Below are 17,126 nucleotides of genomic sequence, written 5' to 3'. Positions count from 1 at the left end.
GAAGTCTCTTGATAAGAACAAGTGTACCTGAAGAAGGGAGAGGGTGGCAATCCCTTTATCCACCAATTTCGCTCTAAAAATGGGGATAAAGGTGTGGAGAACTCACCTCGACGGTGGATCGACTGTGGACAACCCTCTGACCGCGCTCCTAAAGCGGGGCAAGAGAGAGGAGGAGCATGAAGCCTTTGAGCACAAAAAAAGAGAACCAATCAATGGCTCTCTTGTAACTAACACAATCAAGTATACACTATTTCCTGCCAAAAATCAAGCCCTCGCATTCCCTCAGGTAAAATGTTACTGAACAAGGTACACTTCCCTCAAATAAGAATGTTACCGAGGGGAGCAAGAGCATGCCGACAGAAGATGAGATGACCGTGACAGAACGCCGCAAATACCTCAAGAAAATGAAGCCGCTGTACGCGAAGGCGGAGAGAAGCGAACAAAGTCGCATGCTCACCGAGATGGAACAGGTCACCGGTTTGCATCGAAAAAGCCTGCTCAGGCTGTTGCATGCTCCCACACGCGAACGCAAGAAGCGCGTAAAAGGCCGAGGGCGCACCTATGGCCTGGCGGTCGAACAAGCCATGGAAGCCTGCTTCCGTCAGATCTTGAACCGCTTGCCTTTCGCGGTCAAAGAATTGCCCCTGATAATGGCTCAGAATTCTTCAATTCCCATCTCGTGCGTTTCTGGGGCGAGGCCATCACTGGTCTCAAACTGAGCCGGAGCCGTCCCTCCCAGAAAAATGATACCCGCTTTGTTGAACAGAAGAATCAGACGCTGGTTCGACAGTATTTTGGAGCCATTCATTTGGAAACGCCTGATACCAAATTGCGTTCTGAGGATCAAATATGAGAGAATGAGAGAGCAGGTGATGACAGAGATTTCAGGAGGAACGCATGGCAAGGATCACGCGAGCTGCTTCTCACCTTTCTGAGGAAGAAATCAAAACGCGCTTGAAACTGGACCCGCGTCCGTGGTGCCGACAACGCTGGCTCATTATCTATACTGCCTTGGTTGATCCACGAGAAGCAGCCGATATTGCCAAACACACTGGGACCAGTGTTGCTATGGTTCACCAAGTCATTTCCGCCTACAATCGGCTGGGGATCGATGCGGTGGAGACGCCAGGGAAAGGAGGTCGGCGCCACCAGTACGTGAGCCTTGAAGAAGAGCAAGCGTTTTTAGCTCCCTTTTTTAGCCGAGCCGAGCGTGGAGAAATCGCTACTGCTGGCGAAATCAAGCGTGCTTTTGAAGCACACATTGGACATGAGGTTCACAAAAGCACGATCTCTCGCTTACTGAGTCGTCATGGATGGCGCAAGCCCATGCCTCGTCCTCTCCATCCGCAAAGCAGTCGAATGGACTGTATGACAAAATATGGGTATCTTCCAATTTCTTTCAGTCTGTGATGCATTTGCAGGAGGAGATCTGCCAGCAGGAGAAAGTGCTTCGCCATTGGGATCAGGCACAAACGCCCTATCAGCGCTTGAGGGCCACAGCTACGCTCGATCACGAACAACTGCCTTGTTTGCAAGCACTCTCTGAGCGAACGAATCCTCTGACCCTGCGCAAGGAGATGTATCGGCTGCTGACCTACCTATGGGAGCTTCCTCAGGCTGCGACCAGGATCGCTTAAATTGTTCTGCTTGTTTTTGAGAAAGAAAGCTGTCGGTCTTGGTACCATTCTCATTTGAGGAAGCTGTTCTCTCTCGGTAACATTTTTATTTGACTTGACACGACCTCCAGCCTGCAGATGCCACCTGCAAGCTGTCCAGGATCTAATCAATTTTTACTTCGTGCCATAACCCAATAAGGCTTGACCGGGTAGCTCTACACCATCCGATACCTCAAATTGCCGCAGGGCTTGCTTAATATCAGCTTCTAGCTGCACTCGATCAGTCTCGTTCATCTGTTGTAAGACAGTGGCAACAACACCCTTATACGAGGCATACACTTCATCTACAGAGGCAAAGCAATTAAGCAAAGGAATAGTTTGCGCTCCAACATCCCGGAAGCCTGCTGCTCTGAGAACGCCTTCAAATTTGCCAGGTGCGGCGAGGGAAAAGGGGCCGGACTCGCCAGCCCAGGGCAATACCGACATATCTACATACTTTTTCAGGATAACAAAGGGTATACCAAAGATCGGATTGCTTTCTGGCGTTGACCAGACAATAGCCGCAAGGTGCCCGGCTGGTTTGAGTACGCGGTATATCTCCGACAACGCTTGCGATAGATGGGGTATAAGCATAAGGCCATAGCGACAAATCACGGCATCAAACACACTATCGTCCAGTTCAAGCCGCTCAGCATTCATAACCCGTGTCGTCAAATTTGTTACACCCTCTTCTCGCGCTATTTCTGCCGCTACTTTAAGCATCTCGTTGGCGAGGTCGATTGCCTGCACTGTCCTGGCCCGCTCGACACAGCGCCGGTGACCGGTCTGTCTTGGCCCGCTAACGGGATGAATCAGGTAGTTTCCAGCGCTGCCGACCAGCGGTCATCATCTGGGAAACGGCGCATTATCAGGCACAAACAGTCTTTACCAAGCATGATACCGCCGTCAATGCGTTCTCTTTTGCGGCTGATGGGCAGATGGTGGCCTCCGTCTCTCAAGAGGGAGCGGTGCACGCGTAGCTGGCATCGACGGGCCAGGAGGTACATCCGTTTTACTGGGATGCGCACCTGCCCATGAGAGCGATTGCGTTCGCCCCCGCTGGGACGCTGCTCGCGGTCGGAGGGGAGGATGGCGTGATCCGCCTCTGGAACGGGGCGCAGTGCCAGATGACCTCGGCAAGCTCCGAAGGATTCTTTCTCGGGGACTGGCGCTAGCTCTTTGCGGTCGTGGATCAAACGCCTTCTCGGCTTTGTGTGTCCTGAACTGGGGATCTTTCCCTCGCTGGCTGTTGTTGTGACGCTCGCTGGGCTGCTCGTTTGGGGAAATCCCAGTCATTTTCATGTGCTCATACTGACACTGCTGATCTTCCTGGCCGTGCGCCTCCTCTGCTGGAGCGCTGTGACGCTCGGTGTCTGTTTGCTCGAAGTGATCGACGGCATATGATGTGGTGCGCGAGTCTCGCCTAGTGGAATGCGCCGGCGGTGCCGACTCCGCCGCATCTGCATCTGATGAGACATTGGAGGATGTATGGCTTCTGTGCTTCGCTCCATCACTATACCGCTCTGGGGCTTGCGGCTCCTTGCCTTTGGGGTCCTTTTCCTGGTGAATGCACTCTACGCGTCCTTTTCCATTGTGGCACAAGGGGTACTCGGTCGCATAGATCCCATTGTTTTCACCTGCCTGCAAATGCTCCTACTGGTCCCGTTCGCGCTCTGGCTGGTGCTCTGGAAGCGTCGCCTTGTGGACCGTGCCGTCGTAGCACGGGCAATGCTCTTGGGCGCTTGCCTCTCGTCCGGCTTTCTCTGTATTGCCCTCGCGCTCAGAGGAGGCGGGATTACGCAGACAACCGTGTTTACCTGCCTGAACGGCTGTATTGCGACCTTAATCGCTGTATTCGTGCTTCGACAGCATGTGTCCCGTGCGGGGTAGCTGGCCTGCCTCTGCTTCCTGATCGGGGCCATGCTCGTGTGGAAAAACGCTGCTACAGATTGGCAGAGCGGCCTCACGGTCTATATCTTTCTTGTCGAACATCTGCTGGTAGGTGGGCAACGGAGGCACCCTGAACTGGTCTGGCCGGTCCTGGGTGTGCAATTTCTGGCGATGGCCGCCGTCGCGACGCTGGCCGCTTTATGTTTTGGGTATTGGCGGAGCCTACACGCTCTGGTCCCAACCGATCTGGCCGTGTTTGCCTACGCCGGTATCGGCACGATCCTGATCCCGGTGGTCCTGCGCCTACGTTGCCGACCTCGCGCCAGCGCATCTACGCGGTCGCTACCGGGGTGCCTGGGATCTGACCTGGAGTATTGCGCAGACGATAGGAGCGCATCTCGGCACCCTGGCGTTTTCTTGGAACGCGCCCAGATTCTGGCTGCTGTGTGGTTTCCTGGCGAGTGTCGCTGCGCTGCCCCTTCTGTTGGGGAAAGAGCGGAGCGAGGCGTCCAATCAGGCAGAAGGTTCCAGCGAAGAGATCACCCCTCTTCGCCCACGGGTTGCGCAACGAGATTGCCGACGAGGTATTCAGATAACAAGGGTTCCTTTTGAGAACTGGAAAGTGACTGGATCATGATCTGAGACACCTCTCTCCATTTTCTTTCAGCTTCGACTTGACATCTTTAGGATACCAACGCTATAATTGACCATACGGTTTAATTAGACTATATGGTCAAATAAACTAGATGATCAAATGAAGGGAAAGTGTTGTCATGTCGGAAGCTCGAAACATGCGTGCGTATGATGCCGCCTTTGCGCGTGCGGCGATCCTCAATGCAGCGGAAGAGGTGTTCGCCAGTCACGGTTTTGATGGAGCGCGGATGGAGATGATTGCCAGTGCATCAGGATATACCAAGAGTCTGATCTTTCATTACTTTGGGGATAAATTGGGCCTCTACGTGGCCATCCTTCAGCGCATACGAGAGCAAGCAGAAATCGTGCAAGCACAGACCTTTGCCCCTTTTTTCACTGATGAGGCCGTTGGGCGTGATGCCGAGAACTTCGCAGCGCTGATCGAGACAGGCATTCGAACGGCTTTTGACTCCCTGCTGGCACATCCGCATCTGCTCCGCCTCTTTGCCTGGGAAGCGGCCAGTAGATGGCAAACGCTTACCCAGATCCTCGCCCGTCGGGAGAGCCAGGGAAAGGAATATGAGCAGATCAGACTCTGGTTCTGTCAGGCACAGGAGGCCGGGATCATGCGCTCCGATCTCGATCCGCACGTCGTGCTGACACTGCTCTTGAGCCTGTGTCAGCACTCTTTAACGGCTCTTCCACTGTATCAGCACATCTTTCCTGGGGAGGATTGGTCTTCTCCTGAAGCGCTGGTGCACACACGAGAGCAACTGGTACGTCTGATGGTTCACGCCATTCTGGTTGATTCTTCCCAGGAAGGAACCTAGCCATCGGGTGCCTTTCATCGAGAGCGAACGCCAAACAAGAGCAGGCTCTGCTCCCAGAAGATTCCTCCTCAAAGGAGAAAGAAACGATGCCAATTGTCCAGGTAAACCAGACAGCGATCTATTATGAAGAGCATGGGACCGGTCGCCCTCTGGTCTTTATTCATGGGTTAGGTCTGACCCATACGATGTGGACCCCGCAGGTCGAAACCTTCAGCCGCACACACCGGGTGATTACCATTGACGTGCGAGGAGCAGGGCATTCAGGAAAACTGAGAGGATGGCGTCGTCTTCTCCAACGCCAAACGGCTGACCTGATGGCGCTGCTGAACCAGCTTGGGATCGAGCAAGTCGTCCTGTGTGGTGTCAGCTACGGTGGCGTGTTTGCCCAGCGGTTTGTGCTGGAGTACCCGCAACGGTGCGCGGGTCTGATCGTGGTCGACTCCTTTAGTAGCACTCGTCCTCGCACGATCAAAGAACTCGGACTGGTGATCGGCGTCAATCTTGGCGCACCGTTCTGGCTGTTACCTGGGAGGATGCTTGCCCCTGTGATCGCGCATGAATATGCTCCCTGGCCGCTGGCTCAGCAGTATTTGCTGCAAGGTCTGTTTGCCATGCGGCGCTATGAAACGATGAAGCTCCGTTATGCGATCAACTGGATTCACTATACCCCGGAACTGAAGCTGGCCCGCTGTCCAACGCTTGGTATTGTCGGAGATCATGAACCGCTGCTGGTCGAATACATGCGCACCTTCACTCAGGCAATTGCAGGAGCGCACTTAGAGATCATCCCCCATTCCTTCGATCCCACCAATCTGTGCCAGCGCGAGTGTTTTGATCAATTGGTCGGAGCGTTCCTCCAGCAGATCGGATGGACAGATATGCATGTGAGCAAGGACTGATGGACGAGCAGAGCATCATCCCTGGAGACGAACGGATGGGCAGGAAGGACGGTCCTCAGGCACCCCTTTCGGAACGACACCATTCCGGAGGTGGCTCGAAAGGCAAGAGGAATGATGGAAAGTCAGACGTTTTCTCCACTTACCATTGAGACTTCACCCCAATCGGTTCCTTCAACTCCATCGTGGTTTGGGGAAGTCACCATGATCGTCGAGCATCTTCGCAAGCAGAGTGTCCTGACCAAGATCTGTGAGCGGGCGCGCTGTGTGCGGCAGCGCATCGGGCACTATGAGGTGATCGACTTTCTGGCAGTCCTCTTCGGGTACGCCATCAGTGGTGAACGCACCCTGGAAACTTTCTACGAAAGACTGCAACCCTTTGCGGTCCCGTTCATGGCCTTGTTTGACCGCTACCAGTTACCAGCCCGCTCGACGCTCTCGCGCTTTTTGGCGGCTCTGACCATGGAGCCGGTCGAAGCCCTGCGTGCCCTCTTTCTCGACGATCTGCTGGCTCGCCCGCTCACTAAAGAGCGGCAAAGAGGCGAGCAGCTGGATCGAGCAGACAAACAGTGGAAAGTCTTCGATATCGATGGCACCCGAGAGGCGGCCCGGCAACGCGCTTTGCCGAAGGGGGAGAACCTGCCTCCTGCCCAGCGTCGCCTGGATGAGGTTTGTGCTGCTGGCTACACGGGACGCAAGCGTGGAGAGGTGGTTCGTACCCGCACCACCATCTCGCAAGCCCATACCTCTCAGTGGCTCGGCAGTTTTGGAAACAGAGGCAACGGAGAGTACCGAAAAGAACTGGAGCATGCGCTCGGCGTCATCCGTTGCTATCTCGCTGCACATGATCAGCCTCAAACACGTGCTCTGCTGCGATTAGATGGACTTTATGGCACGGGAGCCGTCATTGCAGATCTGGCTGGACTCTGCTTTGTGATGCGGGGCAAAGACTATACGGTGGTGGATCACCCAACCGTCCAGGCGCGGCTCCACCTGCCCCTGATGCCTCCTTTAGTCTGCCGGAAAGCTCCCTGGTGCGCACACTCTACGACTGTCCCGATGTTCCTGTGGGGAAGACAGGCTCCCGCTGTCGCATCGTGGTGGCGACCCACCCGACTACCTCTAAAAAGAGCCGCATCGGTCAGACCCGTAAGGGCGTAGTCTACGAACTCTTTTTCACCCATCTGCCACAAGACGGCTTCACTGCCTCCGATGTTGTCGCACTGTATCTGCTTCGTGGTGCTTTTGAACCGATGAAGACCAGGAGATCGACCCGGATCGCTGGTGCAGCCATTCGCCTGCCGGACAGGAGGCACGGCAAATCGTCAGTCAATGGACCTGGAATGCCCGCCTGGAACTGGGACATCTGCTTCATCCTGATCCAGTTCGCACCACCGAGTTTGCTCCCGCTGTGTATGAGGTCAAAAATCAGCTACCTCTCACACACTCCACACCCAGGGTCGCATGGTTTTTGCTCATGTGATCAAGGATTAGCTCTTCAACAATCTCGTTGCGCAATCCGTGGGCTTCGGGAGTCGGGTCTTATCCCGTTCCCCTCAAGAGGGCGATCTTGCCTACGAGGGAGACGCTCGCGCGCTCTGCTGGCCTACCTAGCCCCCTTTCCACAGGACGCAGGCATGGACATACGTGCCCTCCAGCGGGCAACTGGGTGGTCCTACAGCCAAGTGCTTCATCTGGTACACGCCCTGGAAAAGCAGGGCTATATTATCCAGGCGGCAGGATCGCGCCGGCGCTATCGTTTGCACTCAGCGTGCCGTCCGGCGGGTGCCCTGCTCCAGTCGGCGTAGGAGGGCGCTGCTGACCCTCCCACACGTAGCTCTTTCAACACAGGAGCGCGTACCTCTCTGCGGCCTCTGGCACAAAAGAAAAGCGGGAAGCCGCCTACATGTGCGGTGCTCCCCATCTCTTACGTCCGGGTCCATGTCGTGCAGCGTTGATCATTGCTGCCCAGGTGAGGCTGTATTGATGGGGACTACGGCAAGGAGCTGGAGTTGACCATGTATCCAGGTCACTCCCCCCTGCGCCTGGCCGGTCGTTGGATCTTGCTGCCCGACGTAGGCCGTGTTCGTGTTGGTGACCATATCATTCAACAACGACAGGTCCTTCGTCTGTTGTAGCTCAGTGTTGCTCATTTTGACGAGTTGGATCGCGTCCTGGCGGATGTGCTGCATCAAGACCGTGACGGCCTGCACCTCCTTGTCCACTTTCGTCGCGATCTGCTGCTGGAAAGTGGTATGCCCCAGAGAGTTGACCAGGCCAGTCAAGTGCAGGCTGATATGGGAAAGATAACTAGGGAGAGCCTGGTTGGGGTCCACCTCAAGGATGCCGACGCGCCCTGCCTTCGGATCGACCAGGATCGGTGTACCGGCGGGGGTATCGTGTCCGACGTAGGCTGTGCCATCGAGGTAGTCGAGGACACGAATCACCTGCCGGCGCAGCAGGTCCGTATTGTTCCCTGACGCCCAGTCATCCCTCGCCGCGCTCGACCACTCCAGGAGCTTCCCAGTATTGCGGTAGAGCCAGAGGTCAAGGCCCCCGGAGAGGCCGATCTGTTGCAGTTCAGGGTCTTTTGCCAGCAAGTGCCGCAGGTGTGAGAGTAGGCTATAATGGTTCTCATCCCCTGGTGTGGGCGTGCTGGAAATCTCTCCGAGGTAGCGCCAGGTTGTCGAGTCGAGAGCGGGCGTGATCGGGCGATTGGCAGCGTCTTCCTCGGCCACCAGAAAACGGCTGTACTGGGCGAGAAGGTCCGTGTGATTGGGGCTGGTATAGGTCACAAATGGGCCGCGTCCCCTCTCACCGAGAGCGTGCCCAGGAGAACCGGCTGTGTCTGATCGTCTGTCTTATCGGGCAGAAGCCAGGCGTAATCTGCCTTGCCCGCTGGCACTGCTCTCAGGTGGTGCAGGTCGATTGTGACCACATCGTTGAGTCCTGGGTGCCAAGCGGGTCCAGTTGGCCGCTATTACTAAAGTAGATCGTCCCGACCGAGGTGGCGGCGACGGGCTGATGCGGTGAACCCGTGAGCGTGGTTGGCGGGGCTGCCAGGAGCAACAGCAGCAGTACCACAACCAGCACAAGCACAATCACCCCGACGAGAGCGATCAGAGCCAGCTTTTTCCCCTGAAGGCCTGCAGCACGCCGTGGCAGTGCCGCAGTCTGCGTGTTGATTGAAGGGTTCGGCAGGATCGTTTCCGGCAAGTGGTGTCTCACCGTAGGTGAACCAGTTTTCTGGGCCAATAGGACCGCTCATACTGCCATTCCCTTGTTCCTGGTCCTGGATGATGTATGGGGGCTAAGGGAAACCTGCCGTCCCCGCGTATGTGTTGATTGGCGCGGTCTCCGGTCTGCCTGGATCTCGCCACAAATTCCGACGTTTCGCCCTGCGAAAAAGTACTCCGAAGCGAAGCCCCGGCGGCAATAGCCTTTTCCAGAGATGAAAATAATGTGATCCCATACTGGTAAGCAAAACGGGCGAGTGCATTCATGCGACTGCTCGGCACAACGATACCCACAATGGGTGGCGCTTGTACCCCTTTGAGCTGCGCGAAGTGCTCAACACGACTCAAGGCAGGGCCTTGCTCTGGGAGGACGAGAATCACCGGGTGCTGTTGTTGGCTGATTCCTGCCAGGACGGTCTCAAACGAATCCCCTGGCTCGACCTGGAGCAGAATCAATTCCCCTGGTGCAATGGTGGTCGAAACCCTCGTCATGTTTTGCTGTGCGCTCTCAGCAAGAAGAGCATGCACGTCGTCTACTTGCATACACACACTCTCTCTTTCTTTTCTACAATGCTGCTGTACCTCATCTATAAAAAACTTAGCTCACATGGGTGGCCTCCGACTGGTTCGCAGGCACACTTGTCGCGTCAGAGGGCATCCGTGCGAGTGTCTTGCGACATGCATTGACAATTTGTTGAAGCAAGAGGGCGCGCTCTTTTGCTGGCGCATAGCGCACGAAGAAATGGTCACCGGGAAAACTGGTGCAGCCGGAAGGTGCTGCTGGTGTGCGCTTGCCATGCGGCGAGTTCGGGCAGACTCACCAGCGCATCCTGCTCTCCTTCGCAGGCTGTGATTGGGCAGTCCAGCGCAACGTCAGAGATATACGCATAGGTGGCCCCAGCAACGCATCGGCGCGCAGCTTGGGGAGGATGATCGACAGGAGGCGCGAATCGGCCAGGATGTACTCAGGTGTTCCCCCCAGGGCGCGCACTTGCTCGATCACCTCCACGATGCGGAGGTGTTCTGCGCCTTCCAGTGGGTGTGGGCCGGGCAGGTGAGGGGCGCGACAGGCAGCAATGCAGAGCGCCGCCGGGGACAGCTTATGCAGTGCAGAGAGTGCCCACGCCAGTTCAAAGGCAATCAGTTCTCCCAGTCTGGCGCCAAAGAAAGCAAACGGCCGATCCAGCCAGGGATAGAGCGGGGAGTTGGAGAGGATCGAGGGGACAAGTGTGCCGATCAGCGCTGGCATCGAGGTGAACAGGGGGCGCTCACGTATACGATGAGCACGACCGGGAAGTTGTATCGGGCAAATTTCAATGCGATCACGCACTACCTCCGGCAAGAGGTCCGGCCAGGTGTGAAAAAGGGTATGGTCGCCGCCGCCTTAGGGGAGGCAGAAAAGACGCAGCGAGGGCTGCGCGAGGCGCCGTGGGCTGCGCACCCACGGCGCAGGATCCAGAGAAATCATGCGTACACCTCCTCGGAATGGCTGGGTATGGCAGTTTCGTCTCCTTCCGTGGCGAGTGGGAGGTTCTCGATGAGGACCTTGAGCAGCTCGCCCAGGACCAGCAAAAGCGTTGCTTCTTCAGAGCGTCGAACTCGAAGGGATTCGAACCCGCGATCTTCTGCGTGACAGGCAGACATGTTAGGCCACTACACCATAGCTCCTTACATTCACTAGCGGCTAAACGTAGCGAATGTAGATGGAACGGTAGCAGAAGCGGGCCGTTCTGTCAAGCCTTTTTGCTAAAGATTTTTACCTCATTAGTTTCTCCTCTTTGTGTGGAGATTACTGACATCGCTTATCCCTCTTTTCTGTCATAATTACGGCTATGCCCTTGTAGGCAAACATTGTCGATGCGCGGCTATAGTCGGCCATTCCAAACTGACTATGGCGTTATTCTCTGGATGTATCAGGATAGTTGGTTCAGTCAGTATACATTATCAGGAGAAAAAGGCGAGAGGGATAGAACCCGGTCCTTTTTCTGGACAGAGAAAGCTGGGAAACGTTCATGCGAAAAACCCCTCATTTCTTTACCGCTGCCCTGGCTCTTCTCCTCAGTACAGGACTCATGCTGATCGTTGCCGTCGGATCAGCCTCAGCCCATGCCAAGGTGCCCAGCGCAACTCCCGGCATTGGCGCGGTCATTGCTACAGCTCCAACTAGCGTTGCGGTCACAACGGCGGAAAACATGAATCCTGATCCTCGAAAGAGCAATCTTTTTGTCTATAGTCCTACCGGCGAATTGATTAGTCAGGGCAATGCAAAAATTCCGTTGGATCATCCAAAAGAGATGTCTATATCCATCAAAGCCAGCGGTGCCGGTGTTTACATTGTGCGCTGGATTACGGTATCAGCAGATGATGGTAACCCCAACGAAGGTGCCTTCATTTTCACTGTCAACCCGAACAAGGTTATGGGAACAACCAGGGTGGCAGCGAAATCCACAACCCCCGCTACTAAAGCGCCAGCACCATCCGCCGGAACTCTTCCTTTCGTGCCTCTGATCGCTACCGGGGCAATTGCTCTACTCGTTGGCCTGGGTGTAGGCAGCGCGATTGGTCGTAGTCGCAGCAATGCCACGCTGGCAACAACCGGAGAGGCGCGCATAACGCAACCACGCGATGAAGCTGCAATGAAGTAGCATTCCTGAAAAATCGCAGGTCGATGCGCGTGCATCCATTTTTCTAGTAGTTGCTCATAGGTTCTGTTAAACATCTTATTAAGGTCACCAGCGGATAAAATGGGATATGGCTCTTATGAACTATGTATTACCGATGAGAAGAGGATGGAAGCGCCTCCTGTTGTTGGCCTTGCCACTCGCTTGCTGCCTGCTTTTCCTGCTGCCAGCTACGAGTGAGGCCCACGCCATTTTGTTGCAATCTGATCCTGCGCAGGATGCAGTCTTGAAAAGCCCTCCCTCGCAGGTACGTATGTGGTTCAGTGAAGATCTCAGCCCTGCATTCAGCACGGCTCAAGTTATCAATGGATCTTCCAGGCAGCGCATTGATCTACAAGATGCACACATCTCATCCAGTAATACTCGTGAGATGGATCTTTCTCTTCCGGCAAATGTTCCCCTTCGGTCTATATTGTACTCTGGCGAACGCAATCTGCCGACGATGGGCATGTGTTGAACGGCTCGTTCATCTTCAGCGTAGCGGCAGCTGATGGCAGCGTGCCAAAATTCAACGGCAGCATACCAGTACAAAATACATTAGGGGGCAATAGTACAAGAGGTTCGACCGGCCAGCCCGACGGCCCGATGATCTTCAGTTTTCTCATGGTCACGCTGGTTGATCTGGGCAGTGTCTTCTGGGTGGGAGCGCAGTTCTGGCGCGTGTTTGTCTCGCGGGCCGGGCAGGAGGAGCAACGTTTTGAGCGCCGCTTTGCCCTTCCCACTTTGCTGCTCATCTTGTTCGCCAACGTGGGAGTGCTGGTTGGTCAGGGACTGGTTCTTGCCAGCGGCCAGGCACTCTCATCCCAGATCTTGTTCGGACTCGTCAGCAACGGGCGTTTCGGAGTCTATTGGACGTTGCGGAAAATCGTTGTCGTCCTGGCACTGCTACTTACCATCACTGTCTTTTTTGCCAGGAAATCTCCACACCTCATCAGCGTCGGCATTGCCTGGATCAATCTGGCACTAGCATTGGTACTGTTGCTTGCCCTGGCCTTATCAGGGCATGCAGCCGCCGCAAACAGCAATATGTTGGTTCCCTCGGTTCTGGTCGATTGGTTGCATCTGCTCGCTGCCTCTCTCTGGATTGGTGGCATGATGTACATTGCCACCATTTACCTGCCCCTCTTGAAGAAACGTTCATTAAAAGAGCGCATTAACTCGCTGTTGAGTACTCTACCGCGTTATTCTCCGTTGGCAATCACCGGTGTCGTTATTATGGCAGTTAGTGGCCCCTTCAACGCCACTGTCCATATGAACTCCTGGGAACAACTCATTTCCACCGCCTATGGACGTGTCCTGGTTATCAAGGTCCTGCTCGTCTGCGCCATGCTCGTCACCAGCGCCATCCACGTCAGAATCTTTCGCCCTCGACTGGCGAAAGACTACGCGCGTTATCGTGCTCTCACGTCATCATTGGAGATGGCAGAGAAGACGGAGAAAGGAAGTGAGCATAATCAGGAAGATGCGATTACTGTCTCCGGGAAGCAGCACAAGCAACTGGAGTGTGCTCTGTCCAGGCAAACCGCGCGCCTGGTGAAAACGTTGCGCTGGGAACCATTGCTGGGCGTCGGTGTCTTACTGTGTACAGGCTTGCTGAACATCTTTGCCGGTACCCTGTTACCTGCAACACCCGTTCTGCCAGCTTCAACGCTGCAACAAACAACCTCTGGCAAACCTTTTTCGGCTACAATCCGGACACGTGATCGACTGTTTACTGCGCAGTTGCACGTATCACCAGATCACTTTGGCCCCAACACTTTTACTGTCCATGTGCTCGAAAAAAATGGCAAATCGGATACGAACGTAGGCGTCTCCCTCTATGTTACCATGCTTGATATGGATATGGGCACCACTGCTCTTAACCTTCAGCCTGATCACAAGGGAGGTTTCAGTGCCGATGGCGATCTGGATATGACCGGGCACTGGCAAATACGGGTAGAGATTCGCACCCCGGACTTCAAACTACATGAGGGCGAGGTCAGGATGATTATGCTGACCTGAGAGGCGTTTCTAGCATGCTATATGATGTTGAACACCTTCAGGCTATAGAGCCAAAGATTGGAAGGTTGATGCATGATCAAACATTCAACGTTGTGGAGACGCTTTGTGCTCTGCGCAACACAGCATAGAATCAATCAAAGCATGGTCGGTATATTTTACCGATCATAGTGAGTTTACTGATGATTGTGCTGGCTGCCTGTGGGGAAGCGATATAGACGCGACAACCACTGCCACCTCGATATCTCCCCCTGTAAATGGGTTTGGGACAGCTGCCAATCATCCTCATTCGCTATTGGTACTACCCAATCATGTCCTCCTGCTTGCTACTCACTACGGGTTTTTCCGCTCCGAAGATGGTGGCATCTCCTGGAAAGAAATGGCGGGAGGGTCCGGTGAGGTCATGGAAGAGCTGATGACATACTCTCTTACAAGTAGTCCGCTCGATCATCAGCGCCTCTATGTGCTGGCTGAGCAGGTGACCTCCACGCTCAAGAGTACGCCGGGCCTCTATAGCAGCAGTGACCAGGGGCGGAGCTGGAAGATGCTCTATCCCTCCTCAGCATCCGGGAATATGTTTATGGTGGCAGCCGGGAACGACAACCCGAACGAGGTGTATATCTACCTGGATGACCTCGGCGCGCTTGGGCTGAAAGTGAGCAAGGATGGTGGACACCATTTTACCAGTACAGGTAAATTGCCGTTTAGCAGTTTCACCCAGTTGCTAGCCATTCCCGGCGCACCAGGCCACCTGCTGGTTGCCAGCAGCGGTGGAGGCGCGCATTGGCAGGTCAACAAAGAGATTACAGGAGGCATTCTCAGCCTGACCACGTCGGGGCCAGGAGGTCCCATCTATGCGTCCGGGGATGAGGGCATTTATGTCTCACACAATGGCGGCACTTCCTTTACCCTGGTCTATAATAAGTCCTCGTTGGGCGAGATCGTTGTGGCCCCAACCCAACCTGAAACCCTGTACGCCAAAACGGGCACTGCTCTCTATCGCAGCACAGACGGAGGGCACACCTGGGCCGACATTCCACGAGTGAAAGGCAGTGTACAGTCTGGCAGTTGATCCGGCCAATGCCTCACAGATCTACCTCTCGCTCTCTTATCCGACGGAAGTGTATCGTTTCAATCAAAGCAGTCACAACTGGACATCTCTAACACCGAAGCCATAGCGCATCAGGAAGGTTGGGGTTATCATAGTTATGCGTTTTTTCAGATACTACAGAAGATTGAGTGCAGCATTTGTATTCACGGTGCTGGCCTTTTTCTCACCGCTGCTCGTCCCTGGCGCGCAGCCGATGGTGGCGCACCCAATCTGGCCTATGTCTCGGGAACGACAAAAGGGATCAGCGTCATCAATGTCTCGCAGCAGAAGGTTACCAGCACACTGCCCATTCCCGGCAATCCTCAGACCATCCAGTTGAGCCTGGATGCCCGCTTCCTCTATGTCACCGAGCCACAGGCTGATCGCCTTGCCATCCTTGCCGCCAGGACGGGCGTGGCTGTTTGCACAGCTACTATTCCCGGACACCCATCGTTGCTGACTATCGATAAAAGCACTGGCAAGCTGTACGTTGCCGGGAACGGGGCGTCAGGCGTGCGCGCTGTTGATCCCACCAATTGCGCCATTACCCGAACCTTTTCAACCAGAGGACCAGTTTATAGCCTGGCCGTAGCGACGGTAGCCGACGCACTCTCTCAGGGTAGCGACGATCAGCTCTGGGTTGCAACCACTGATGAACTGACCGTCTTTGATACTCTCAAAGGTAGCGTCATCAAGCATGTTCCAGTTGCTGGTGGTCCGCAATACATTTCGATCCCTCCGGGTTCCACAGTCTATGCCACGACCAGACAGGGAAGCCTGGTTGCCGTTGATCTCAACAGCTTTAAGGTGCTGCCCCTCCTTCAAGGTAGTCAGTATGGTCCAATGGATTTCGATGAAACAACTGGCGAGGTGTATGTGCCGGACGAACTGCACAACCGACTGGATGTGCTGGCTCCGGTCACTGTTAACTCGCCTCCGCCATACCAGCCCAGTCGCACCATCGCCCTGAGTGCACAGCCTCGATCTGTAGCTATTACCAGTGATGGGCAGCTTGGCTTTGTAGCATTGGTTGGCGGCAATGTGGCGATGCTAGACGTGCCAGGGCGCCAGATTACCAACACACTGTATGCCGGTGGCAATCTATCCTTCATCATCACTGGCATGTATCCACCGCTCATAGGAAGTACGCCCCAGCAGGCGAATATCTGGGGCATCGTCTTCAATGGTGCTGCCTATGTCTTCATCCTGTCCCTGCTCATCGTACCTTTGCTCCTCTACAGACGTTACATGCGTTTGAATCGCAAGGCTCCAGCAGATAATCCAGTGGAGAAGGAAGTGCGTGTTGAGGAACAGATCAACTTTGTTGAAGCCGATCACATCTTGAAAGATTGACGATTACAGAAGAGTTGCCAGATGCCCCATCCAGCACGAATGTGGCTTTTATGATAAACGATGGATGGCTTTATGATCGCAGTTGTTGCTGCTCGATGAAAGTTTTCACTACCTGAGAGACGATATCAGGTCTATCCCGATGAATGTAATGACTACTCCTCTCCACAAGGATATGCTCGGCCAGGGACATGCGACTTACGAGTGCTGCATGCCCCTGTTGCATTATCTCCATAATGCTCTGGGCAATGTGAGCGGATTCTGGTGGAGCGGCCAACGGCAGCGTCGCGGAAAGTACTTTTGTCGGGACAGGTGGTAGGATTGCTTGCCCTACCTGGGAACAGCTCTCCAGGTAATCGGAGAAACGCATACCTTCTGGCTCCCCCTCGAAGCCACGCCGCCAGAGGTGTTGTGTCAGTTCACGGCCTAATGCCTGTTCTGTGCGAGCAATGATATCTGCAGTACCCGTGTCGAGCAAGACCAGAGCGGCCACTTCGTCTGGATAACGCGAGGCGAAAAGCTGCATGTTTAATCCCCCAGAGAATGCCCTATGAGCAGATAAGGTGGACGCACATCCGCTTGAAATAGCAGGGTGTGAAGCTCTTGAGCCATCTGTTCGCTGGTACGACGCGTAGCACGGGTGGTGAGGGAAGGAGCAACGGGCCCACTGCCTCCAACCCCCAGACGATTATAGCAAAAGGTCGTGGTTAATGCGGCGAGGCGATCAAAAATGGTGGACCAGGTGTCCAAATTGACTCTCAGACCTGCGTCAAGGATAATCGTCGGTGAGCCAATGCCAGAACTGCACAGTTCAAACACGTTCTGGTCCACTATGATTCGTTGTATAAGTTGTCCACTCATTGCGTC

The 17,126-nt window shown here is 54.8% G+C and carries 23 protein-coding genes and 1 pseudogene; 15 read left to right on the top strand and 9 right to left on the bottom strand.

The window, feature by feature from the left end:
• Window positions 1-350 precede the first annotated feature (350 nt).
• From EPA93_RS48130 to EPA93_RS48120, 3 genes are all read left to right on the top strand, one after another.
• Window positions 351-719 carry a hypothetical protein gene (locus EPA93_RS48130; RefSeq protein ID WP_129885074.1) on the top strand — a complete coding sequence of 123 codons (369 nt, stop codon included), beginning with the start codon at window positions 351-353 and terminating at the stop codon, window positions 717-719.
• Between the two features lie 178 nt (window positions 720-897).
• Complete coding sequence (locus EPA93_RS48125) at window positions 898-1,410, top strand: helix-turn-helix domain-containing protein (RefSeq protein ID WP_129885075.1); 513 nt, start codon at window positions 898-900, stop codon at window positions 1,408-1,410.
• A 35-nt stretch (window positions 1,411-1,445) separates the two neighbouring features.
• The gene (locus EPA93_RS48120; RefSeq protein ID WP_129885076.1) at window positions 1,446-1,637 is read left to right on the top strand and encodes a hypothetical protein; all 192 of its coding nucleotides are present in this window, start codon (window positions 1,446-1,448) and stop codon (window positions 1,635-1,637) included.
• A gap of 153 nt (window positions 1,638-1,790) precedes the next feature.
• Here the strand turns inward: EPA93_RS48120 and EPA93_RS48115 are convergent, their stop codons facing one another.
• Both EPA93_RS48115 and EPA93_RS48110 read right to left on the bottom strand, forming a co-directional pair.
• Window positions 1,791-2,468, bottom strand: coding sequence for a class I SAM-dependent methyltransferase (locus tag EPA93_RS48115; RefSeq protein ID WP_277989000.1), 678 nt, complete (start codon window positions 2,466-2,468; stop codon window positions 1,791-1,793).
• The gene (locus tag EPA93_RS48110) at window positions 2,468-2,851 is read right to left on the bottom strand and encodes a hypothetical protein (protein WP_129894385.1); all 384 of its coding nucleotides are present in this window, start codon (window positions 2,849-2,851) and stop codon (window positions 2,468-2,470) included. Before EPA93_RS48110 ends, EPA93_RS48115 begins: the two co-directional genes overlap by 1 nt.
• On the opposite strand from EPA93_RS48110, the gene EPA93_RS48105 reads away from it, so the two are divergent.
• The 7 genes from EPA93_RS48105 (at window position 2,835) to EPA93_RS48925 (ending at window position 7,712) form a co-directional block, all read left to right on the top strand.
• Window positions 2,835-3,059, top strand: a complete 225-nt coding sequence (locus EPA93_RS48105) for a hypothetical protein (RefSeq protein WP_129894384.1) — start codon at window positions 2,835-2,837, stop codon at window positions 3,057-3,059. The genes EPA93_RS48110 and EPA93_RS48105 overlap by 17 nt on opposite strands.
• Window positions 3,060-3,143: 84 nt before the next feature.
• Window positions 3,144-3,545, top strand: a complete 402-nt coding sequence (locus tag EPA93_RS48100; RefSeq protein WP_129894383.1) for an EamA family transporter — start codon at window positions 3,144-3,146, stop codon at window positions 3,543-3,545.
• A 36-nt stretch (window positions 3,546-3,581) separates the two neighbouring features.
• A complete protein-coding gene (locus EPA93_RS48095; RefSeq protein ID WP_129894382.1) occupies window positions 3,582-4,157 on the top strand; it encodes a hypothetical protein in 576 nt (191 codons plus the stop codon).
• A 161-nt stretch (window positions 4,158-4,318) separates the two neighbouring features.
• The gene (locus tag EPA93_RS48090) at window positions 4,319-5,008 is read left to right on the top strand and encodes a TetR/AcrR family transcriptional regulator (protein ID WP_129894381.1); all 690 of its coding nucleotides are present in this window, start codon (window positions 4,319-4,321) and stop codon (window positions 5,006-5,008) included.
• 86 nt (window positions 5,009-5,094) lie between these two features.
• On the top strand, window positions 5,095-5,907 hold the full coding sequence (locus tag EPA93_RS48085; protein WP_129894380.1) for an alpha/beta fold hydrolase: 813 nt from the start codon (window positions 5,095-5,097) through the stop codon (window positions 5,905-5,907).
• A 111-nt stretch (window positions 5,908-6,018) separates the two neighbouring features.
• Complete coding sequence (locus EPA93_RS48930) at window positions 6,019-7,065, top strand: hypothetical protein (protein ID WP_165423895.1); 1,047 nt, start codon at window positions 6,019-6,021, stop codon at window positions 7,063-7,065.
• Window positions 7,066-7,541: 476 nt separating this feature from the next.
• Window positions 7,542-7,712 (top strand): LexA family transcriptional regulator, encoded by a 171-nt coding sequence (locus EPA93_RS48925; RefSeq protein WP_165423894.1) that lies wholly within the window; start codon window positions 7,542-7,544, stop codon window positions 7,710-7,712.
• Window positions 7,713-7,862: 150 nt separating this feature from the next.
• On the opposite strand, the gene EPA93_RS48075 is transcribed toward EPA93_RS48925, so the two are convergent.
• From EPA93_RS48075 to EPA93_RS48060, 5 genes and pseudogenes are all read right to left on the bottom strand, one after another.
• The gene (locus EPA93_RS48075) at window positions 7,863-8,642 is read right to left on the bottom strand and encodes a hypothetical protein (protein WP_129894379.1); all 780 of its coding nucleotides are present in this window, start codon (window positions 8,640-8,642) and stop codon (window positions 7,863-7,865) included.
• A gap of 53 nt (window positions 8,643-8,695) precedes the next feature.
• Window positions 8,696-8,842, bottom strand: coding sequence for a hypothetical protein (locus EPA93_RS48920; protein ID WP_165423893.1), 147 nt, complete (start codon window positions 8,840-8,842; stop codon window positions 8,696-8,698).
• Window positions 8,815-9,132: a hypothetical protein gene (locus EPA93_RS48070; RefSeq protein WP_129894378.1), complete on the bottom strand. Its 318-nt coding sequence runs from the start codon at window positions 9,130-9,132 to the stop codon at window positions 8,815-8,817. The genes EPA93_RS48920 and EPA93_RS48070 overlap by 28 nt, the downstream gene beginning before the upstream one ends.
• Window positions 9,129-9,683, bottom strand: a complete 555-nt coding sequence (locus EPA93_RS48065; RefSeq protein ID WP_129894377.1) for a hypothetical protein — start codon at window positions 9,681-9,683, stop codon at window positions 9,129-9,131. Before EPA93_RS48065 ends, EPA93_RS48070 begins: the two co-directional genes overlap by 4 nt.
• Window positions 9,684-9,957: 274 nt before the next feature.
• Window positions 9,958-10,509 (bottom strand): annotated as a pseudogene (locus EPA93_RS48060) (thioesterase II family protein); the annotation flags it as partial.
• Between the two features lie 643 nt (window positions 10,510-11,152).
• Between EPA93_RS48060 and EPA93_RS48055 the strand changes: the two are divergent.
• From EPA93_RS48055 to EPA93_RS48035, 5 genes are all read left to right on the top strand, one after another.
• The gene (locus tag EPA93_RS48055; RefSeq protein WP_129894375.1) at window positions 11,153-11,785 is read left to right on the top strand and encodes a copper resistance CopC family protein; all 633 of its coding nucleotides are present in this window, start codon (window positions 11,153-11,155) and stop codon (window positions 11,783-11,785) included.
• Window positions 11,786-11,900: 115 nt separating this feature from the next.
• Window positions 11,901-12,278, top strand: coding sequence for a copper resistance CopC family protein (locus EPA93_RS48050; RefSeq protein WP_165423892.1), 378 nt, complete (start codon window positions 11,901-11,903; stop codon window positions 12,276-12,278).
• A 41-nt stretch (window positions 12,279-12,319) separates the two neighbouring features.
• Window positions 12,320-13,822, top strand: coding sequence for a CopD family protein (locus EPA93_RS48045; RefSeq protein ID WP_129894373.1), 1,503 nt, complete (start codon window positions 12,320-12,322; stop codon window positions 13,820-13,822).
• A 103-nt stretch (window positions 13,823-13,925) separates the two neighbouring features.
• Entirely contained in the window at window positions 13,926-14,891 is a 966-nt protein-coding gene (locus tag EPA93_RS48040; RefSeq protein ID WP_129894372.1) for a WD40/YVTN/BNR-like repeat-containing protein, read from the top strand.
• Window positions 14,892-15,245: 354 nt separating this feature from the next.
• Window positions 15,246-16,262, top strand: coding sequence for a YncE family protein (locus tag EPA93_RS48035; RefSeq protein WP_129894371.1), 1,017 nt, complete (start codon window positions 15,246-15,248; stop codon window positions 16,260-16,262).
• Window positions 16,263-16,332: 70 nt separating this feature from the next.
• On the opposite strand, the gene EPA93_RS48030 is transcribed toward EPA93_RS48035, so the two are convergent.
• Complete coding sequence (locus EPA93_RS48030; RefSeq protein ID WP_129894370.1) at window positions 16,333-16,785, bottom strand: alpha/beta fold hydrolase; 453 nt, start codon at window positions 16,783-16,785, stop codon at window positions 16,333-16,335.
• A gap of 2 nt (window positions 16,786-16,787) precedes the next feature.
• Window positions 16,788-17,120 carry an alpha/beta fold hydrolase gene (locus EPA93_RS48025; RefSeq protein ID WP_129894369.1) on the bottom strand — a complete coding sequence of 111 codons (333 nt, stop codon included), beginning with the start codon at window positions 17,118-17,120 and terminating at the stop codon, window positions 16,788-16,790.
• Window positions 17,121-17,126: the final 6 nt, after the last annotated feature.

This window comes from Ktedonosporobacter rubrisoli (assembly GCF_004208415.1).
GTDB classification, from domain to species: domain Bacteria; phylum Chloroflexota; class Ktedonobacteria; order Ktedonobacterales; family Ktedonobacteraceae; genus Ktedonosporobacter; species Ktedonosporobacter rubrisoli.
The sequence above is the reverse complement of the archived record's forward strand: the minus strand, read 5'-3'. Positions and strand labels throughout refer to the sequence as shown.

Bases quoted from the DNA above. Each gene is read 5' to 3' on its own strand.
- EPA93_RS48050 (WP_165423892.1), top strand. From the start codon at position 11,901: ATGAACTATGTATTACCGATGAGAAGAGGATGGAAGCGCCTCCTGTTG.
- EPA93_RS48925 (WP_165423894.1), top strand. From the start codon at position 7,542: ATGGACATACGTGCCCTCCAGCGGGCAACTGGGTGGTCCTACAGCCAA.
- EPA93_RS48930 (WP_165423895.1), top strand. From the start codon at position 6,019: ATGATGGAAAGTCAGACGTTTTCTCCACTTACCATTGAGACTTCACCC.
- EPA93_RS48130 (WP_129885074.1), top strand. From the start codon at position 351: ATGCCGACAGAAGATGAGATGACCGTGACAGAACGCCGCAAATACCTC.
- EPA93_RS48100 (WP_129894383.1), top strand. From the start codon at position 3,144: ATGGCTTCTGTGCTTCGCTCCATCACTATACCGCTCTGGGGCTTGCGG.
- EPA93_RS48055 (WP_129894375.1), top strand. From the start codon at position 11,153: ATGCGAAAAACCCCTCATTTCTTTACCGCTGCCCTGGCTCTTCTCCTC.
- EPA93_RS48125 (WP_129885075.1), top strand. From the start codon at position 898: ATGGCAAGGATCACGCGAGCTGCTTCTCACCTTTCTGAGGAAGAAATC.
- EPA93_RS48085 (WP_129894380.1), top strand. From the start codon at position 5,095: ATGCCAATTGTCCAGGTAAACCAGACAGCGATCTATTATGAAGAGCAT.
- EPA93_RS48025 (WP_129894369.1), bottom strand. From the start codon at position 17,120: ATGAGTGGACAACTTATACAACGAATCATAGTGGACCAGAACGTGTTT.
- EPA93_RS48030 (WP_129894370.1), bottom strand. From the start codon at position 16,785: ATGCAGCTTTTCGCCTCGCGTTATCCAGACGAAGTGGCCGCTCTGGTC.
- EPA93_RS48090 (WP_129894381.1), top strand. From the start codon at position 4,319: ATGTCGGAAGCTCGAAACATGCGTGCGTATGATGCCGCCTTTGCGCGT.
- EPA93_RS48065 (WP_129894377.1), bottom strand. From the start codon at position 9,683: ATGCAAGTAGACGACGTGCATGCTCTTCTTGCTGAGAGCGCACAGCAA.